Raw genomic sequence first — 19,655 nt, 5'->3', positions numbered from 1 at the left:
AGGCCAGTCAGGATGGTTTTCCGCTACCCTGCACCCGTGACCGAACGCCCCCGTCCCATCGTCGGCCCCGACTACCTGGTCGCCGGCCGCTACCGTCTCCAGTCGAAGCTCGGCGGCGGTGGTATGGGCGCCGTGTGGCTGGCGACCGACCGCCTGCTGCACCGCGATGTGGCCATCAAACAGGTGCTCACAACCTCCGGCCTCGACGAGGACGAGGCCCGTGAGGTACGCCAGCGCATCATGCACGAGGGCCGGGTGGCCGCCAAGCTCTCGCACGAGCACGCCATCGCCGTGTACGACGTCGTCCTCGAGGCCGGTGAACCCTGGCTGATCATGGAGTACCTGCCCTCGCGCAGCGTCGCCAAGGCGCTCTCGCTCGCGGACACCCTCTCCCCCATCGAGGTCGCGCAGATCGGCGCGCAGGTCGCCGACGCGCTGGCCGCCGCGCACGCCGCGGGCATCGTGCACCGCGACATCAAGCCCGGCAACATCCTGGTCGCCGATCGCGGTGACGAGGTCGGCATGGTCAAGCTCAGCGACTTCGGCATCTCCAGCGGCGCGGGCGACGCCGAGGACGTCGGCGACGTCATCACCGGCACCCCCGCCTATCTGCCGCCGGAGGTGGCGCGTGGCATCCAGCCCAGTGCTGCCAGCGACGTATTCTCGCTCGGCGCAACGCTGTACACCGCGATCGAGGGCCAGCCGCCCTACGGTTTCGACGACGACAGCGGGGTGATCGTGGAGCGCGCCGCCATGGCGCAGATCATTCCGCCCACCCGCAGCGGCCCGCTCACCAACGTGCTGCTGCACATGATGGAGCCCGCACCCCAGCGCCGCCCCACCATGACCGAGGCCCGCAACGAAATCCTCACCGCCGCATTCGGTCCCGGCACCGCGCCCTACATCCTCGGCGCGCCCGTGCGCACCGAGGACGGCACCATCCCGGCCTGGGCGGCCCGCAATTCCGCCGCCGGCCTGCGCAGCCCGAACTCCACCCCGCTGCCGCGCCCGCAGCGCCAGCAGGCCGCCGCGCCCGCGGCCGCACCGCAACAGCAGTCGAAGGGTTTCGACCTGGCCAAGTTCGGCCCCAACGCGGGCCCGCTCGCGGTGGCGGTCGGCCTGCTCATCGGCCTCCTGATCATCATCGTGATCCTGGTGGCGCTGTAGGACTGTCGCGTTGCGAATTTCAATCGATGCGGCGGCGGTGCGCCCAGCGCGTCAGCGCATTGCGGTTGGACTGCTGCGTTTTTCGCAGCACGTTCGAGGCGTGGGTCTCCACCGTCTTCACCGAGATGAACAGGGATTCAGCGATCTCGCGGTAGGTGTAGCCGCGCGCGAGCAGGCGCAGCACCTCCAGTTCACGCGGGGTCAGCGAATCGAGCTCGGGATCCAGCGGCGGCTCGGGCACCGGTGATTTGCCGGTGAACGAATCCAGGACGAACCCGGCCAGGCGCGGACTGAACACCGCGTCCCCGCCCGCCACCCGGCGAATGCCGTCGGCCAGTTCCGGCCCCGAAATGGTCTTGGTGACATAGCCGCGGGCGCCCGCGCGGATCACCGCGATCACATCCTCGGCCGCGTCGGAAACACTGAGCGCCAAGCACACCGGGCCCGCCTCCACCCCCGCCAGCACCGCGACGCCACCGCCGTCGGGCATGTGCACATCGAGCAGCACCACATCGGGCGTGGTCGCCTTGATCCCGGCGATGGCCTCGGCCACCCCACCGGCCTCGCCGATCACCTCCATATCGGATTCCCGGCTCAGCTCGGCCCGCACCCCGGACCGGAACACGGCGTGATCGTCGACCAGAAAAACCCGGACACTCACCGATATCTCCTCAGCATTTTCGGCCTTCGCTTCGCTGCGGCAGGGTTCGTGGCCCTTCGGGCCCGATTCTTCCCTCCCTCCGCTCCTCCGCTTCGCTCCCCCGCTCCACTCAGTCCAGAACCGGGCGGGCCACGAACACGGTGGTTACATCTTTCACCAGATCATGCACTTCCAGGGAACATGCGCTTCCAGGGATCAGGCACTTCCCCTGGGTCCATCATCATTTTCTTCGGACGTGCTCTCGGGGGGTTGCACCACCACGATCCGTTCGTCCGCACCGTCCTTGCGCGGCATGATGATTCGGACCTCGGTCCCGCGCCCGGGCGCGGACACGATCTCCACATGCCCACCGCGCCTTTCGATCCGGGCGCGAATGGAGCGGGTCAGCCCGTGCCGGTCGGCCTCGACCGCGTCCACGTCGAAACCCTTACCGCGATCGCGCACGAACACGCTGACCTGATGCGGTTCGGCCTCGGCGAACAGGTCGATGGCGGGCACCTCCGCGTGTTTGGCGGCGTTCACCAGGGCCTCGCGGGCCGCGCCCAGCACGGCGGTGAAGTTCTCCTTGGGCAGGCCGACCCCGCTGTCGTCCACGTCCATCGACACATCGCCGACGGTCACCGGCGTGACCTTCACCCCGTGCTGATCCTCCACCTCGCCCGCGATGGTGCGCAGCGCCGCGGCCAGACTCGACTGCGCCGGGCCGGTGTCGTCGAACAGCCACTTGCGCAGTTCGCGTTCCTGGCTGCGCGCCAGCCGCACCACCTCCTGCGGATCCCCGGCCTGCCGCTGGATCAGGGCCAGGGTCTGCAGCACCGAATCGTGCAGGTGCGAAGCGATCTCCTCGCGCTCCTCGTTGCGAATGCGCGCCGCGCGTTCATCATTGAGCGCGCGCACCATGCGCAGCCACAGCGGCACCGTGAGCAGCCCGGCCCCGACCAGGGTGACCGCCACCGCCAGCAGCGCCGACCCCAGCGAACTCAGATTGATGCGGGCCAGCACCACCACGCCGAGCCCGACCACGATGAGCGTCGCACCGCCGACGATGCGCGCCCAGGTGATCACCGTCGGCGAGGCGGGCAGGCCGATGACCGACCGCGGTCCCTCGGCGTCGAATTCGCGCCACACCAGCGCCGCACCGATGGCGACCGCCAGGATCGGGCCGATCACCTGGGCGGCCGTGCCGTTGAGCACCCAGGCCATGGCCACCGCGAGCGACAGGCCCAGCAGCGCGAGCCCGATCGCCTGCCGCCGTTCCGCGGGCGTGGGCGGAGTTTCGTCCGTGCCGCCCGGGGTGAAGATCCACAGCAGCCCGTAGACCACCACCCCGGCCCCGGCCAGCGCGGACAGCAGCACGAAGGCCATCCGCACCTTGAACACGTCGACCTCGAGATGGTCGGCGAGCCCGCCCGCCACCCCGCCGACCACCCGGCCCCCGGATCGCCGCAGCAGCCGCGGCGCGTACACGCCCGGACGCGGGGTCTCCGCCAACCCGCGGGCAGGGTCGAACAGGGGTGCGGACGGATACATGCTTCGATCCTGGCACGGCATGCCGACGCCCGGCATCGGGAAACACCCCGATTCCATCCCTGAGGATGATCATCCGCAAGTCGCGAACGGTGAACCGGATCGGCGGTCACACGCGGGGGCCGGCGGGATCGCCGACGACCCGCCCGTATCCCCGCGGGCTTCCAGTGTTCCGGACCCGCACCCCGCCACGCTGGGCCGATGGCCGCCGAACCCGCGACCGCAGGCGAGCCATCCCGGGGCTCGGATCGGCGACCCACGACACCTCCGGCAACGGATCCGGCCGGCAGGGGGCGACAGAACACCCGATGCCGCAGGCGATCCCGCCCGCAGGCAACAGCCGCACCGGCACCCGCACCCCCAACACCACGCCGCGCCTAGACCCCCGCGGTGGCGCGTCCCCGCATCCCCTTACCCGCGCGCACCCGCCGAAGAGTGTTGCGCCAGGCCACTTTCGTCGCCGCGACCGCCTCCGAGCCGATGTCCCGGGGCGCGAGCATGCGCTTACCGACCGTGGCGACCCGCGCCTTGGTCTTGCCCGACGCCTTGTCGAAATGCCCGGAATCGAACGGCGGCTGCGGGTCGTATTCGATAGCCAGCTGAATCGCCTCGGCGGTCTCACGGCCGTCGATCTCCGCGGCCAGCCACAGTGCGAAGTCGATGCCCGCCGAGACCCCCGCCGCGGTGACGACCTTCCCCTCGCGCACGATCCGATCGCTGCCGCGCGGGGTGACGCCCAGCGTGCGCAGCATCGGCAGCACCGACCAGTGACTCGTCGCGGACAGCCCGTCCAGCACCCCGGCCGCGGCCAGGATCACCGAACCGCTGCACACCGAGGTGGTCCAGCTGCTGGTGGCGTGCACCTGCCGCAGCCAGGCCAGCAGCTTCTCGTCGGCGGCGGTGTTCATGGTGGCCGCCGCCGAGCCCCCGATCAGCACCACATCCGGTGCGGGCGTCTCCTCGAACGAATGCGTCGCGCCCAGCACCAGGACACCGCTGTCGGTGACGATCGGACCGGGTTCGTGCCAGACGAACCGAATCTCGGTGTCGTCGAGCGCCCGCAGGATTTCATACGGCCCGACCACATCCAGGGCGGTCATCCCCGGGTAGAGAACGATGGCGATCTGCACGGTGCTTCCTATCTCTCGGTCTTACCGGCCACCCCTCCATGGTCCGATCGCCACGACCTTGGCGTCCAGGACACAAGTATTGCGATTCCGGCCAGGTCTGTTCGGCTCGATATGCAATACCCGTGTCGTTGACGCCATACGCGCGGCGCGGGCACCATGAGCTCGTGCCCACCGAACCGCGACTCGTCCAGCTGGCGGTGTTCGAAGGCTTCCAGCTGCTCGACCTCGCCGGACCCGCCGATGTCTTCCACGCCGCCGCCCTGCTCGGCGGGGGCGAACCGCGGTATCGCATCGAGGTGGTGTCCGCCGAGCCCGGTCCGGTCCGCGCGTTCAACGGCATCGAGGTCCAGGCCGTCCGCGCGATCGGCGACAGCCCCGGCCCGGTGGACACCCTGCTGGTCGCGGGCGGCCTGACCTTCGGCGAAGCCGGCCGGAACCAGAGCCTGATCGAGGGCATCCGCCGCGCCGCGCCCCGCGCCCGCCGGGTCGGGGCCATCTGCACCGGCGCGTTCCTGCTCGCCGAGGCGGGCCTGCTGCGCGGGCGGACGGTGACCACGCACTGGTCGAGCAGCATCGGCCTGATCGAGCGCTACCCCGATATCCGGGTCGATCCGGACCGAATCTATGTGCGCGACGGCAAGATCTGGACCTCGGCCGGGGTGACCGCGGGCATCGATCTGGCCATCGCGCTGGTCGCCGAGGACCACGGCCCCGATCTCGCCCGCGAGGTCTCGCGCTGGCTGGTGGTCTATCTGCACCGCCCGGGTGGGCAGAGTCAGTTCAGCGCGCCGGTGGCCGCCGGTCCGCCGCGCCTGCAACCGCTGCGCGCGCTGCAGGGCTGGATCGAGGAGAACCTGGCAGCGGATCTGTCCCTGGAAGCCCTTGCCCGCCAGGCCGATATGAGCACCCGCAACTTCTCCCGGGTCTTCGCCGCCGAGTTCGGCACCACACCCGCCCGCTACGTGGAGACGGCCCGGGTGACCGCGGCCCGGCGGCTGCTGGAAACCAGCGACCAGCCCCTCGATCGGGTCGCGCTCGCGGTCGGGCTGCGCCGGCCCGAGACCCTCTACCGCAGCTTCCAGCGCCTGCTCGGGGTGGCGCCCGGCGAGTACCGCGAACGCTTCGCCCGGCCGCGCCCGGCCGTCCTGCTCGACCCCGCTTGACCGCCCCTGGCGCACAGCCGATTTCGGGATTCCGCGAGGACCACCCCGCCGATTCCTGTCCGGTCCGGACAGGATCCACGCCCCGGACCGGTACCCGGATGACCGGACCGGACAACCGGTTACATCCCTTCTGAGCTGCGTTTTCGATTCTCCCCCAACGCTATCCGGCTCGTCCGGAGCACACCGGAATCCCTACGTTGTGTTCAGGACGAACGAGCCGCACGGAATCGCTTCCACGGCGGCCCGCAGTCCCGCACCGGGTCCGGTCCGAAGGGGGGTCCGGACCCGGTGCGCACCACCTCGCGACCGTCCTACCGACGGCGCGACAAGGTTCGGGGAGGAACCAGCACATGTTTTCCAAGACCGCTATCGTCGCCGCTTTCACCGCACTCGGCGCAGCCTTCGGAATGCCGGACTCGGCGCTGGCCTACGCCGGCCCGATGGCCCCGCACGAGAAGGTGCTCGAAGCCCCCGGGGGGATGATCACCACCGTCGGCTCGATGAACACCGCGTTCCGGCCGGTGGCGCCGATGAACGGGATGCCGACCGATCGGGAGGTGTACCTGGACAACACCGCCTACGGCCGAATCGACGGCGGCACCGGCAAACTCAGCACCGGCTTCTTCGTGGGCTGCGCGGTCGATCTCGACGTGACGTTCGACATCAACGGCAAGGTCGGGATCGACATCGCGGCCTCGGCGGGCGTCAACGCCGACCTGTTCGGCGTCACGCCCTCGGCCGGGGTGACCATCACCCCGAGCATCGGGGCGGGCATCGGCTTCGATCTGGGCATCACCGCCGGCAAGATCCAGAAGATCGACACCGGGACCAAGGAGCTGTCCGGCCCGGACACCGGCTACATCGTCAACCGTGACTATCGGCTGGCGGTCACCGGGTGCGGCGGCCAGCTGACCATCAAGCCGTTCGTCATCATCGAGGCCACCTCGCCGACGACCAACGCCGCCGACTGGGTCATCGGCGATCCGATCATCTTGTGAGACGGGTAAATTGGCGGGGTGCGTGGGGGAACGAATCGAACAGCGGATCGACAGTGGTGACGGGAGAATCGGTCACCGCGGAGCAGATTCGTTCCCCACGAGCGCTTTTCGCTCACCGCTTCACCGAACTGTATGAGGCCGCGGGTAATCCGACACTGCGCCGGGTCGCCGCCGCCGCGGAGACCCGGATGCGCGCTGCCGCGGGCGCCCGCCCCGGCGGCGCGTCCGCGCAGCGCATCAGCGACTGGAAGGCGGGCCGCAACGTCCCGGCCCGCTTCGAGTCCCTGCTCCCGGTCGTGCTCACCCTCGTCGACCTGGCCCGCAAAGCCGGCCACCCGCTCACCCGCGAACTCGCCGAACCCCGGGAATGGCAGCGCCTCTGGCAGTCCGCCACCACCTGGAATCCCGAAGCCGACACCGAGTCGGCCTGCCCGTACCCGGGCCTGACCTCGTACCGCAGCGATGACAGCGCCCTGTTCTTCGGCCGCACCCGCGCCACCACCGAACTCACCGACCTGGTCCGCACGACCACCGGCATCATCGCCGTGATCGGCGCCTCGGGCGCGGGCAAGTCCTCACTGCTGGCGGCGGGCCTGACCCCGGCGCTACCGGACTGGGAAACAACGACTTTCACCCCGGGCGCGGATCCGTCGGCGGCGCTGCTCGCGGCCCTGGGCTCGACCGGCGTCGCCGCGGCGCGGGCAGCGCTGACGCCGCGTGCCGACGGCGCCCGCCGGCTGCTCATCGTCGACCAGTTCGAGGAACTGTTCACCACCTGCGCCGATGAGCATGCGCGCGAGGACTTCCTGACCGTGCTGCGCGACTGTGCCACGCGGGCGGACGATCCCGTCGCCGTCGTGGTGGCCCTGCGCGCCGACTTCTACGCCCACTGCCTCAACCACCTGATCCTGCAGGACGCGCTGGAACACCGGAGCTACCTGCTCGGCCCGATGCGCTTGGACGAACTGGCCCAGGCGATTTCGGGCCCCGCCCGCGTGGTCGGCCTGGAACTCGAACCCGGCCTCGAAGAGCTCGTGATCACCGAACTCTGCGGCGCGGGCGACCATCACGGCCGCCGCAGCTACGACCCGGGCGCCCTCCCGCTGCTCTCGCACGTCATGGCCGCCACCTGGCAGCACCGCGAGGGCCGCCGCCTCACCGGCACCGGCTACCGCACCGCCGGCGGCGTGGTCGGCTCGGTCACCGAAACCGCCGAACAGGCCTGGAACGAGCTCTCGCCCGCCCAGCAGAACGCGGCCCGCGACATCCTGCTCGGCCTGGTCACCGTCGGCCAGGACGCCCGCGACACCCGCCGCCCCGCCGACCGCACCGACCTCCTGCGCCGCGTCACCGACACCGAAGCCGCCACCGCCGCACTGGAACTCCTGTCCCGGACCCGCCTGATCACCCTCGACGCCGAAGCGGTGACCCTCACCCACGAGATAGTCCTGACCGCCTGGCCCCGCCTCCGCGAATGGATCAACGAGGACCGCGTCGGCTACCTGGTCCGCCAGCGCCTGGAAACCGACGCCGCCGAATGGGCGGCCCAGGACAGGGATCCGTCGCTGCTGTACCGGGGAACGCGCCTGCAGAACGCGGCGGACAACGTGGACCCGCCCCCGGTAGGGCCCCTGGCCCGCGAGTTCCTCACCGCCGCAACGGCGTCCCGTGACCACACCCGCCGCCGCTCCACCCGCTCCAAGGCGATCCTCGCGATACTCGGGGTGGCCCTGCTGGTTCTGGGCTTCGCCGCCTACACCCAAACGCGCCTGGTCGATCAGCAACGTGCGGACAAGAACTTCGCCGACGTTCTGGCGGAGGCCGATCGCATTCGTGAGACGGATTCCTCGGTGGCCGCACAACTCGACCTCATCGCCTGGCGGATGCGCCCCGGCGATCAGCGAGTCCGCTCCCGGCTCCTGCAAACACAGAACACTCCGCTGGTGACCACCATCGCCGCACACGCCGAAGGCATCAGCCGGATGGTGCGGCGCTCGCGGGATGGGGTGCTGGCCACCCTCGGCTACGACGGCAGTCTCCGGCTGTGGGACACCACCGACGCGCAGCACCCACGCTCGCTCGGCGGCCAACTCGACGACATCGGCACCGTGGCATTCAGTCCGGACGGCAGAACCATGGCCACCACCGGCTGGAGCAGATCTCCGCAACTGGCCATCCTGTGGGATGTCACCGTCCCGTCGGCGCCGCAACGGATCGGCGTCCTTCCCGACATCAACGACGTCGGGTTCTCCCGCCTCGAGTTCACGCCGGACAGCGGCACCCTGGTGACGATGAGCCGGAGCCACCTCATGCTGTGGGATGTCCGCAACCCGGCAGCACCGGTCCCGGGTCCCGCACGGCGACTCCGCGCGGACGACTCGAACGCGGGCATCGGGGAACTGCGCATCTCACCGAACGGGCAACTGCTGGCCTTGATTTCGATCGATGCGCTGCTGGAATCCCATACGGTGCAGCTGTGGGATCTCGGCGATCCCGCCGGCCCGGTACTGCGGAACTCGGCGCTCGGCGGCCCGATCGCCTCCGCCCGGGGACTCGACTTCAGCCCCGACGGCACGATTCTCGCCTTCGGCAGCGGCGACGGCTCCATGCGAGAGGTCGGCAGCAATGACTCCGAAGTACATCTGTGGGACGTCAGCGACCCGTCGCGAGCACGCGAATTCAGCACCTTCGACGCCGGCTTCAGCGGCCTCGCCGCACTCGACTTCGCCCCAGAGGGCAGGGTGCTCGCGGTGGGCGGCATGCAGGGCGGCGGCCTGTGGAACCTGGCCGAGCCCGCCTATCCCATCCGGATGCTCGGCGGGCTGCCTGCGCTACCCTCCCTCTGCCGCTTCACCGCGCGATCCATGCCCTGCCCGGGCGGACCGAGCGCGCTCGTCTTCGCCGCCGATGGACGGACGCTGCTGGCGGGGAACAACTCCGGAGAACTACGCGTGTGGTCACTGCCCCCGGCGATCCTGACCGGACAGGCGGGCTGGGTCTCGACCCCGAAGTTCGACAGCACGGGCACCCGCATGGTCACCGCCTCGAGCGACGGCCGAATCGTGGTGTGGGACCTGCGAAATCCACAACTTCCCCGGCGTATCGGCGAATACCGTGCCGAGCGGAGTTTTCTTTCCCCGACCATCTCGCCGGACGGCAATACCCTGATCATCGGGGCGACCGGCCGTGATTACTCCCTGCTCGACATCAGCGACCCGGCGCACATCAAACCGCTTCCCGACTGGCGCACAGCCAATTTCTCGAATGCGTTCACGGTGCTCAGTCCAGACTGGTCGATGCTCGCCACCGTCGATAACGACAACACCGTCCAGCTCTGGGATGTGTCGAATCGAGCCGCGCCGACCCCGATCGGGCAAGGCTGGAAACTCTCCTCGAAGCATCCGAGCATGGGGTTCGGACCGGGCAATCGAACCATGATCGTGCGGGAGACGATCCGCGACGGCGCCCGGGAAGGCGACGTCATCACCCTGTGGGACATCAGCGTCCCCGCCGAGCCTCATCAGGTCGGCGAGCTACTCCGGCAGTTCGGCACCGGCACACCAATTTTCACGTTCACGGGCGACATGAGCACGCTGATCGTGGCCGACAACGAGTCCCTGCAGAGCTGGGACATCCGCGACCCCGCACGCCCGGCCCGGCTGGGCGAACCCTTCGTCTCCCACGCTCTCGACCTGCGCTCGCTACTGCTGAGCCCCGACTCCCGCACCCTGATCACCAGCGACAACGACGGCACGGTGCAGATCTGGGACTACAGCGATCCCGCGCACCCCACCCGCTCGGTCACCCTCGCCGAGTCCGCCCACCAGTCCTGGCACATCGCCCTGCACCCCGATACGACGATGGTCGCCGCCGGTGGCGCCGACGGCGCAATCCGCCTGTGGGACTTGAACGAAGAGCACGCCATCGATCGCATCTGCGCGGTCACCGGCTCCATCTGGACCGAAGAGCTCTGGCAGCGGTACCTACCCGCCGATCAGCCCTACCACCCGCCCTGCGACTGACCGGCGGAGTCGCCGATCGCGCCCTGCCCAGCGGTAGAAACCGAGTCTTCGATCGCACCGCGACCTGCTCGACAGCCCGCACTGCGACTGACACGCCCGATCCCTCCTCGGCTCGAATCCGCTCATCCGACCGCCCCCACCCCCATTTCAGGTGCACTTTCAGGGTCATCCCCGATGCGCGCGAGACCTCGGCGCAACCACCATGGATCCCATGACGAGAACGAGCGACTGGTCCGAGCGCGCCGGGCGTACCGGCCTGGGGGACCAGCTTCATGACATGTGGCGGACCCGGCCGGTGCGGCTGCCGCAACAGGGGCACGTCGCGGGCGTCGCCGCCGGATTCGGGGTGCGATACAACATCGACCCGGTCGTGGTGCGGGTCGCGTTCGTGGTGTCGGCGCTGTTCGGCGGGGCCGGGATCGTGCTGTATCTGCTGGCGTGGCTGCTGCTGAGTCAGCAGGGTGACCAGACCTCGGCGGCCGAGTCGCTCTTCGGGAAGGGACAGAGCTCGCAGGGATCGTCCAAGACCGTCGTGCTGCTGGTGGCGCTGGGCATCGCCATCACCACCGTCGGACCGGTCGGGGTCGGGCTCGGCGGATCGGGGGCGATCAGCTTCGCGCTCATGCTGGCCGGATGGTGGCTGCTGCATCAGCGGCAACCGCAACCGCCGGCCGCACAGTTCGAGTACCCGATGCCGGACGCACTCGGCGGATACCCGAACGCCAATTCCCCGTACTGGACGGGCTATCCGGGCACCAGCGGCCCGTTCGAAACCTACGGTCCGTACACCAAGCTGCCCGACAGCTACGAGCCCGACCCGAATCGCGAACAGCCCCGTGCGAATCCGGCCGCCGCGCAGCAATCCGGCGCGGGCGCGCACCCGGCCGCCGCCTCCTTCGCGCACGGTACCGCGGTCGGCGACGGGTCCGAGCTACCCACCGAAGTCCTGCGCAAGAGCGACGCTTCCGCGACACCGGACACGACAACCGACCACGACACCGCCGTCCTCGCCGTGAACCCGGCTACCGCACAGGATCTTCCGGCGGCCGATGCCGATCCCGGCATCACCGCCGAGACCGTGGTGCTACGCAAGCCCGGCACCGACGAGCCGAAACAGTCTGCGAAGCAGGATGATTCACCGCACCGGGATCCGAGCGACGACCCGTCCGCCGGTGGCGACAGCGAGAACCCTTCCGGCGACGGAAGCGCGCCCGGCACCGACGCACCGGCCGGCGACCGCACCGGCTCGTCCGCCGACACCGGCGCCCCGCTCCCCGTCCTCCGCAAAACCCCGGCCCTGCATCCCATCCCGTCCGCGACCGAGCGCCCCTACGCCCCGGTCGGCCCGGCCCCCATCTCCCCAGACTTCGGCCCGACCCCGCCCGGCTGGGACCCCCTCGGCGTCGCTCCGCTGGCCTGGGATCTCCCCGAACCCGGCCCGGCACAGCGACATCCGGTCCAGGCCCCGCCGCGCGCCCCGCGCTCCCGGCTCACCCCGGTGATCATCGGGCTCAGCCTGCTCGCCGCCGCCGCGGCGGGGTCGGCGGCGGCCGCGGGCGTGGACTGGATGACCCCGGGCCGCATCGGCGCCGCCGCGCTGGCGGTGCTGTCGCTCGGTCTGATCGTCGGCGCGTTCCTGCGCCGTGGCTTCGGCCTCATGGTGCTGCTCGCCCCGCTGGCCGGATTCGTCATCCTGGCCTCGCTCATCGGCCCGATCCAGTTCGATCAGGGCGCCATGGGCGACCGCAGCTGGGCCGCCACCGGCGCCGCCGATCTCCAGCCGGAGTATCACGTCTCCATGGGCTCGGCGACCCTCGACCTGACAAACCTGGCCCTGACCGAGGACCGCGCCACCACCGTCTCGGTGCGCATGGGCGACGCCCGCGTGCTGATCCCCGAGAACCTGCGCGTGCACACCACCTGCAACGTGCGCATGGGTGACACCGACGGCTGCGTGGGCGGCATCACCGGCCCGGCGACCGGACCGACATTGAACCTGACCATCGACGTACAGATGGGATCCGCGGAGGTGAAGCGTGGCTGAGAACAAGAACCGACGCCCATCGTTCTCCCTGCTGGTGGCCGGAGTCCTCGGCCTGGCGGTCAGCATCTGGGCCTTCATCGGCCCGCACTCGTGGCCCATCTCGGGCGGGCTGTCCCTGGGCTGGATCGTGGTGATCGTCGCCATCGTGGTCGGCGTGGTCCTGGTGCTCTCACCCAGAAAGCGCGACGACTCCCCCGCCCCGCCGAAGCCCTAGCGAGCGACACGACCCGGTCGAGACAGCTTCTCCCCCACCGCGAAAGGGCCCGCGATCTTCGGATCGCGGGCCCTTTCGCACGTGTCAGGAAACCCCTGTCACTCCCATTCGATGGTGCCCGGCGGCTTGCTCGTCACGTCGAGCACCACCCGGTTCACGTCCGGCACCTCGTTGGTGATGCGGGTCGAGATACGCTCGAGCGCCTCGTACGGCAGGCGGGTCCAGTCCGCGGTCATGGCGTCCTCGGACGACACCGGGCGCAGCACGATCGGGTGACCGTAGGTCCGCCCGTCGCCCTGCACGCCGACGCTGCGCACATCGGCCAGCAGCACCACCGGGCACTGCCAGATCTGCTTGTCCAGACCGGCCGCGGTGAGCTCCTCGCGCGCGATGGCGTCGGCCTGGCGCAGCAGCTCCAAGCGCTCGAAGGTCACCTCGCCGATGATGCGAATCGCCAGACCCGGCCCCGGGAAGGGCTGGCGGGCAACGATTTCCTCGGGCAGGCCCAGCTCGCGGCCGACCGCGCGCACCTCGTCCTTGAACAGCAGGCGCAGCGGCTCGACGAGCGAGAACTCCAGATCGTCCGGCAGCCCGCCGACGTTGTGATGGCTCTTGATGTTCGCGGTGCCGGTGCCGCCGCCGGACTCGACCACGTCCGGGTACAGCGTGCCCTGCACCAGGTACTCGACCTTGGTCTCGCCCTGCTCGCCGACGACCTCGCCGACCGCGTCCTCGAACGACCGGATGAACTCCCGGCCGATGATCTTGCGCTTCTCCTCGGGGTCGGTGACACCCTTCAGTTCGCTCTGGAACTTCTCCACCGCGTCCACGGTCACCAGGCGGGCGCCGGTCGCGGCGACGAAGTCGCGCTGCACCTGCTCCCGCTCACCCGCGCGCAAAAGCCCGTGATCGACGAACACGCAGGTCAGCCGATCACCGATCGCGCGCTGCACCAGTGCGGCCGCCACCGCGGAATCCACGCCGCCGGACAGCCCGCAGATGGCATGCCCGTCGCCGACCTGCTCGCGCACCTGCTCGATCAGCGCCTCGGCGATATTGGACGCCGTCCACGCCGCCGGGATCCCCGCGATCTCGTGCAGGAAGCGGCTCAGCACCTGCTGCCCGTGCGGCGAGTGCAGCACCTCGGGGTGGTACTGCACACCCGCGAGCCTGCGCTCCAGATTCTCGAACGCCGCGACCGGCGCGCCCGCGGAGGTACCGGTGACCTCGAACCCGGCCGGGGCGTCGGTGACCGCGTCACCGTGGCTCATCCACACCGGCTGCCGCGCGGGCAGACCGCCGTGCAGCACACCGCCGTCGATGCTCAGCTCGGTGCGGCCGTATTCGCGAGTGCCGGTGTGCGCCACGGTTCCGCCCAGCGCCTGCGCCATGGCCTGGAAGCCGTAGCAGATGCCGAACACCGGAACATCGAGGTCGAACAGCCGCGCGTCGAGCTGCGGGGCGCCCTCGGCGTACACGCTCGACGGGCCGCCGGACAGAATCACCGCCAGCGGATTGCGCTCCGCGATCTCCTCGACGGTGGCCGTATGCGGTACCACCTCGGAGTAGACGCTGGCCTCGCGCACCCGGCGCGCGATCAGTTGCGCGTACTGCGCGCCGAAGTCGACAACAAGGACTGGTCGCTGCGTTTCTGCCACCTGGGCAGTCTACGGAGCGACATACGCCACTCCCCCGCCACCCCGAATACTCAGCGCCCGGCCGAGAGCCGTCAACAGTCGCGCACGCGTGGTGCGGTCGTGCGCGAACACAATTCTGGGGGTACCCGGGGAGTTACCCCGATCCTCGCGAAATCAGTTGTCGCGTTCCGTTTGATTCGCCGCCGCTTCCGTACGCGATCTGTGTCACTGTCGAGCGACGGAACCCGATGTCGCGTTCGCGTCAATCGTCTGTGTCCTACGTGGCACACCCGATTTGGCGGATGCTGCCGTGCGAGAAAGCATCGCCACTTGTCGGCGGTGCTGGCTATCCTCTACCTCGTGCCATTCGCCCGTGCGATCGATGCCGAGATCCACTACGAGGACAGCGGGGGCGGGGGTCCGGTACTGCTGCTGGGGCACGAATTCCTCATGGACCGAACGATGTTCGCGTCGCAGATCGCGGCGCTGACACCGGAATTCCGGCTCGTGTCCTGGGATGCCCGCGGGCACGGCCGAACTCGGGACGAGGGCCTGCCCTTCACCTACTGGACCTGCGCCCGCGACGCGCTCACCGTACTGGATCACCTCGGCGTGGAAAGAGCCGTGGTGGGCGGCATTTCCCAGGGCGGCATCATCGCGCTGCGCACCGCGCTGCTGGCCCCCGAACGCGTGACGGCCCTGGTGCTGCTGACCACCGAGGCGCACGAACCGCTGCCCGCCGAACTCTCGAATGCCCGTAGGTTCCTGGACAAATGGTACGAGGACGGTCCGCGCCCGGCCCTGGCCGAACACCTCGCCCGCTGGCTGATCGGCGACGACGACTGGTACCGCGCCGTCTGGGTGAAACGCTGGCTCACCCGCGACCCCAATGCCACCGAGGTCGCCGCCGGCGCGATGCTCGGCCGCGACGCCGTCCTGGACCGACTATCCGAGATCGCCTGTCCCACACTGATCGTGCACCCGACACACAGCGGCGTCCCGCTCGCGCACGCCCGCGAACTCGCCGCTCGGCTGCCCGACGCGCGCTACCTCGAAATCGAGGGCGCGCGCCAGACCGTCAACATGACCCACCCGGTCGCGGTCAACAACGCCATCCGCCAATTCCTGCGCGAGCCAGCGGTTTCCCGCGTCACCAGCCGCCCCAGAACGGGCGAGATTCCCCTGCGCCGCGAACCCTGAACGATGTCCCGGGCTTCCGCGCGCGGTCCCGGGCACCGTGAACCGCCGGGCACGCTCGGGTGCCCGGCAAGTCAGGGCGTGCTACCCGAAGGTTGCCGCCCCACGAAATCCGTTGTCGTCATTGACGACAACGCCCCCGCTCCGCGGATCCGGAACGGGGGCGATGCGAGCGCGAGAACCTACGCGCGGATGTTCAGGCCGACCTTCTGGAATTCCTTGAGATCGCTGTACCCGGTCTTGGCCATCGCACGGCGCAGGCCGCCAACGAGATTCAGCGAACCGTACGGATCGTTGGAGGGCCCGTTGAGCACCTGCTCCAGCGGCACCTGCTCCTCGTCGATGGCATACGGCAGCACCGCACCGCGCGGCACCGACGGATGCGCGGCCGCCGACGGCCAGTACAGGCCCCTGCCCGGGGTCTCCTTCGCGACCGACAGCGGCATGCCCAGCATGACCGCGTCCGCGCCGCACGCGATGGCCTTGGCGATATGCCCGGAGGTCAGCGTCTCGCCGTCGGCGATCACGTGCACGTACCGGCCACCGGTCTCGTCCAGGTAATCCCGGCGCGCGGCGGCGGCGTCGGCGATGGCGGTCGCCATCGGAACCCGAATGCCCAGCACCTCATTGGTCGTCGTCGCGCCCTGCTGCGAGCCGTAGCCCACGATGACGCCGGCCGCGCCGGTGCGCATCAGGTGCAGCGCGGTGCGGTGATCGCTCACGCCGCCCGCCACCACCGGCACGTCCAGTTCGGAGATGAAGGTCTTGAGGTTCAGCGGCTCGCCGTCACCGACGTGCTCGGCCGAGATGATGGTGCCGTGCACGACCAGCAGATCGAGCCCGGCCTTCACCAGACCCGGGGTCAGCGCCCGCGCGTTCTGCGGGCTGACCCGCACCGCGACCGTGACACCGGCCGCGCGCACCTCGGCCACCGCGGTGGCCAGCAGCTCGGGCTGCATCGGCGCGGCGTGCAGTTCCTGCAGCAGCGCGATGGCGGCCTCGACGCCCTCCTTCTCCGCGACGTCGGACAGCTGCTGGATCTTCGCCTCGACATCGGTGTGCCGCGCCCACAGGCCCTCGCCGTTGATGACGCCCAGCCCGCCGGCCTTACCCAGCTCGATCGCGAACTTCGGCGACACCAGCGCATCGGTGGGATGCGCCAGGAACGGGATCTCGAAGCGATAGGCATCGAGCTGCCACGCCACCGAGACCTGCTTGGACGAGCGGGTCCGGCGCGAGGGCACGATATCCACATCATCCAGCTCGTAAGTGCGACGGGCAGTTCGCCCCATGCCGATCTCAACGAGGTCGCGCACGCCTGTATGTCCTTTCTGTGGTGATTGCCTGCGCCGAAGGGCGGTGCTCGCGACTCGATGGTCGCGACGTACCCGCCCTCGGCTCGATCACTTCACGGTCCAGAACAAAGACGGGCGGACCTTCGAGGTGGGGCAATCGGTTTCGGGTTGTGAAGTTGTCCGGTGACCGGCGCCCGCAGCGCGCGGCCCGCCCGGTCCGGAGACCGAACGGGCCGCGCGACAACGGATGCGCCGTATCTCAGCCGCGAGTGGTGTAGTTCGGGGCCTCGACGGTCATCGTGATGTCGTGCGGGTGCGACTCCTTCAGACCCGCCGCCGTGATCTGCACGAACTGCGCGGACTGCAGACCTTCGATATTCTGCGCGCCGGTGTAGCCCATGGCAGCGCGCACGCCGCCGACCAGCTGATGGATCACCTGATCCAGCGGACCGCGGAACGGCACCCGGCCCTCGATGCCCTCGGGCACCAGCTTCTTCTCCGAGAGCACGTCGTCCTGGAAGTAGCGGTCCTTGGAGTAGGACTTGGCCTCGCCGCGCGACTGCATCGCACCCAGCGAACCCATGCCGCGGTAGCTCTTGAACTGCTTGCCGCCCACCAGGATCAGCTCACCCGGCGATTCGGCGGTGCCCGCGAGCAGCGAGCCCAGCATCACGGTCGACGCGCCCGCGGCGATCGCCTTGGCGATGTCGCCGGAGTACTGCACGCCGCCGTCGGCGATGACCGGAACGCCCAGCGGCGCGCACGCCGCGTTGGCCTCGAGGATCGCGGTGATCTGCGGCGCGCCGACACCGGCGACCACGCGGGTGGTGCAGATGGAGCCGGGACCGACGCCCACCTTCACCGCGTCCACGCCCGCCTCGACCAGCGCCAGGGCGCCCGCGCGGGTGGCGACGTTGCCGCCGATGATCTGCACGCGATCGCCGACCTCGGCCTTGACCTTGGAGACCATCTGCAGCACGCCGGCCTGGTGACCGTGCGCGGTGTCCACCACGAGCACGTCGACGCCGACGTCGGCCAGGGTCATGGCACGCGACCAGGCGTCCTCGCCGACACCGACCGCCGCGCCGACCAGCAGGCGGCCGTCGCGGTCCTTGGTGGCGTTCGGGTACTGCTCGGTCTTGACGAAGTCCTTGACCGTGATCAGACCGCGCAGCTTGCCGTTGCCGTCGACGATCGGCAGCTTCTCGATCTTGTGCCGGCGCAGCAGCCCCAGCGCGGCCGGCGCGGTGACGCCCTCCTGCGCGGTGATGAGCGGCGCCTTGGTCATGATGTCGGCGACCCGGCTGTTCTGATCGACCTCGAAACGCATATCGCGATTGGTGATAATGCCCACCAATTGACCCGCGTCGTCCACCACCGGCAAACCCGAGATGCGGTAGCGCGCGCACATGGCGTCGACCTCGGCGAGGGTGTCGGTCGGGCGACAGGTCACCGGATCGGTCACCATGCCCGCCTCGGACCGCTTCACCGTCTCGGCCTGCGCCGCCTGATCGGCCACCGACAGATTGCGGTGCAGCACGCCCATACCGCCGGCACGCGCCATGGCGATGGCCATGCGCGCCTCGGTGACGGTGTCCATGGCCGAACTCACCAGCGGCGTGCGCAGTGTGATCTCACGCGTCAGACGGCTCGAGGTGTCGACCGAGCTGGGAATCAGGTCCGAAGCGGCGGGCAACAGCAATACGTCGTCGAAGGTGAGGCCGAGCATGGCGATCTTGTTCGGATCGTCTCCACCCGTATGGGGGCGGCCGGCGTTTCGTTCGCCCGTTACGGGACTGCTCATCGGATCGACCCCTCCTGGAGCTCGGCACAGTCCCCCTGACCGGTACCGGCGGGCGACTGGATGAATGACAAAGCCGGCGTTTGCTACCCGGCCTTTGGTCAACCATGGTATCCGCCCGCCGATTCCCTCCGGCAGCCACGCCCGGCCACTGCGAAGTCCGCGAATGCGACACAATGGCGAATGCGGCGTGCGGGTGTGCGTTGTACCACCCGCAAAGTGAGGGCAAATACTCAACAGCGCTGGCGCAGACCCCCTCTTTCTGCGTACCGTGGGACTGTGCGTGACCATCTACCACCTGGCTTGCCGCCGGATCCATTCGCCGGAGACCCCTCCGACCCGTCGGCCGCGCTCGATGCCATCGAGCCGGGGGAACCGCTGGATCCTCACGAGCGCCTAGCGGTCGAAGAGGACCTCGCCGACCTCGCGGTATATGAGGCACTACTGGCCCACCGCGGCATCCGCGGTTTGGTTGTCAGTTGCGAGGACTGCCGACAGGACCACTACCACGACTGGGACATGTTGCGCGCCAACCTCCTCCAGCTATTGGTGGACGGCACGGTGCGCCCGCACGAACCCGCCTACGATCCCACTCCCGAGGCGTACGTCACCTGGGACTACTGCCGCGGCTATGCCGATGCCTCGATGAACGAGGCACTGCACGGCGACGGCTTCGACGGGTTCGACGTCTAGAACACCGAAGCGGGGGCCCCGAGCAAGAAAGCGCCGCCCCCAGGGAGTTGCCCCACACACACCCGGCCCGCGAGAGCGAGAGCGACGGGGAGGGGAAGAAATGTGG

General features: G+C 69.7%; 14 protein-coding genes. 8 read left to right on the top strand and 6 right to left on the bottom strand.

Annotated features, from left to right (window positions below):
* Positions 1–12 precede the first annotated feature (12 nt).
* Entirely contained in the window at positions 13–1,167 is a 1,155-nt protein-coding gene (locus ABZ319_RS24360; RefSeq protein WP_354988779.1) for a serine/threonine-protein kinase, read from the top strand.
* A 19-nt stretch (positions 1,168–1,186) separates the two neighbouring features.
* Here the strand turns inward: ABZ319_RS24360 and ABZ319_RS24355 are convergent, their stop codons facing one another.
* From ABZ319_RS24355 to ABZ319_RS24345, 3 genes are all read right to left on the bottom strand, one after another.
* Positions 1,187–1,834 (bottom strand): response regulator transcription factor, encoded by a 648-nt coding sequence (locus tag ABZ319_RS24355; RefSeq protein ID WP_354988803.1) that lies wholly within the window; start codon positions 1,832–1,834, stop codon positions 1,187–1,189.
* 189 nt (positions 1,835–2,023) lie between these two features.
* On the bottom strand, positions 2,024–3,358 hold the full coding sequence (locus ABZ319_RS24350; protein WP_354988778.1) for a PspC domain-containing protein: 1,335 nt from the start codon (positions 3,356–3,358) through the stop codon (positions 2,024–2,026).
* Positions 3,359–3,732: 374 nt separating this feature from the next.
* Complete coding sequence (locus ABZ319_RS24345) at positions 3,733–4,485, bottom strand: DJ-1/PfpI family protein (RefSeq protein ID WP_354988777.1); 753 nt, start codon at positions 4,483–4,485, stop codon at positions 3,733–3,735.
* Between the two features lie 164 nt (positions 4,486–4,649).
* Between ABZ319_RS24345 and ABZ319_RS24340 the strand changes: the two genes are divergently transcribed.
* The 5 genes from ABZ319_RS24340 to ABZ319_RS24320 all read left to right on the top strand — a co-directional run bounded on the left by ABZ319_RS24340 (position 4,650) and on the right by ABZ319_RS24320 (position 12,926).
* The gene (locus ABZ319_RS24340; RefSeq protein ID WP_354988776.1) at positions 4,650–5,648 is read left to right on the top strand and encodes a GlxA family transcriptional regulator; all 999 of its coding nucleotides are present in this window, start codon (positions 4,650–4,652) and stop codon (positions 5,646–5,648) included.
* A gap of 350 nt (positions 5,649–5,998) precedes the next feature.
* Complete coding sequence (locus ABZ319_RS24335) at positions 5,999–6,646, top strand: MspA family porin (RefSeq protein WP_354988775.1); 648 nt, start codon at positions 5,999–6,001, stop codon at positions 6,644–6,646.
* Between the two features lie 56 nt (positions 6,647–6,702).
* Positions 6,703–10,668, top strand: a complete 3,966-nt coding sequence (locus ABZ319_RS24330; protein ID WP_354988774.1) for a hypothetical protein — start codon at positions 6,703–6,705, stop codon at positions 10,666–10,668.
* A 211-nt stretch (positions 10,669–10,879) separates the two neighbouring features.
* A complete protein-coding gene (locus tag ABZ319_RS24325; protein WP_354988773.1) occupies positions 10,880–12,712 on the top strand; it encodes a PspC domain-containing protein in 1,833 nt (610 codons plus the stop codon).
* The gene (locus ABZ319_RS24320) at positions 12,705–12,926 is read left to right on the top strand and encodes a hypothetical protein (protein WP_354988772.1); all 222 of its coding nucleotides are present in this window, start codon (positions 12,705–12,707) and stop codon (positions 12,924–12,926) included. The genes ABZ319_RS24325 and ABZ319_RS24320 overlap by 8 nt, the downstream gene beginning before the upstream one ends.
* 98 nt (positions 12,927–13,024) lie before the next feature.
* Here ABZ319_RS24320 and guaA read toward each other — a convergent pair whose 3' ends face one another.
* On the bottom strand, positions 13,025–14,584 hold the full coding sequence (guaA, locus tag ABZ319_RS24315; protein ID WP_354988771.1) for a glutamine-hydrolyzing GMP synthase: 1,560 nt from the start codon (positions 14,582–14,584) through the stop codon (positions 13,025–13,027).
* Positions 14,585–14,923: 339 nt separating this feature from the next.
* Between guaA and ABZ319_RS24310 the strand changes: the two genes are divergently transcribed.
* Positions 14,924–15,763, top strand: a complete 840-nt coding sequence (locus ABZ319_RS24310) for an alpha/beta fold hydrolase (RefSeq protein WP_354988770.1) — start codon at positions 14,924–14,926, stop codon at positions 15,761–15,763.
* Positions 15,764–15,942: 179 nt separating this feature from the next.
* On the opposite strand, the gene ABZ319_RS24305 is transcribed toward ABZ319_RS24310, so the two are convergent.
* Both ABZ319_RS24305 and guaB read right to left on the bottom strand, forming a co-directional pair.
* Complete coding sequence (locus ABZ319_RS24305) at positions 15,943–17,076, bottom strand: GuaB3 family IMP dehydrogenase-related protein (protein WP_354988769.1); 1,134 nt, start codon at positions 17,074–17,076, stop codon at positions 15,943–15,945.
* Positions 17,077–17,314: 238 nt separating this feature from the next.
* Entirely contained in the window at positions 17,315–18,859 is a 1,545-nt protein-coding gene (guaB, locus tag ABZ319_RS24300; RefSeq protein WP_354988768.1) for an IMP dehydrogenase, read from the bottom strand.
* Positions 18,860–19,135: 276 nt separating this feature from the next.
* On the opposite strand from guaB, the gene ABZ319_RS24295 reads away from it, so the two are divergent.
* Complete coding sequence (locus tag ABZ319_RS24295; protein ID WP_029923780.1) at positions 19,136–19,549, top strand: DUF5319 domain-containing protein; 414 nt, start codon at positions 19,136–19,138, stop codon at positions 19,547–19,549.
* Positions 19,550–19,655 lie beyond the last annotated feature (106 nt).

Source organism: Nocardia sp. NPDC005978, from assembly GCF_040614455.1.
Lineage (GTDB): Bacteria > Actinomycetota > Actinomycetes > Mycobacteriales > Mycobacteriaceae > Nocardia.
This window is presented reverse-complemented; position numbering and strand designations above follow the sequence as displayed.

Bases quoted from the DNA above. Each gene is read 5' to 3' on its own strand.
- ABZ319_RS24360 (WP_354988779.1), top strand. From the start codon at position 13: ATGGTTTTCCGCTACCCTGCACCCGTGACCGAACGCCCCCGTCCCATC.
- ABZ319_RS24350 (WP_354988778.1), bottom strand. From the start codon at position 3,358: ATGTATCCGTCCGCACCCCTGTTCGACCCTGCCCGCGGGTTGGCGGAG.
- ABZ319_RS24335 (WP_354988775.1), top strand. From the start codon at position 5,999: ATGTTTTCCAAGACCGCTATCGTCGCCGCTTTCACCGCACTCGGCGCA.
- ABZ319_RS24325 (WP_354988773.1), top strand. From the start codon at position 10,880: ATGACGAGAACGAGCGACTGGTCCGAGCGCGCCGGGCGTACCGGCCTG.
- guaB (WP_354988768.1), bottom strand. From the start codon at position 18,859: ATGAGCAGTCCCGTAACGGGCGAACGAAACGCCGGCCGCCCCCATACG.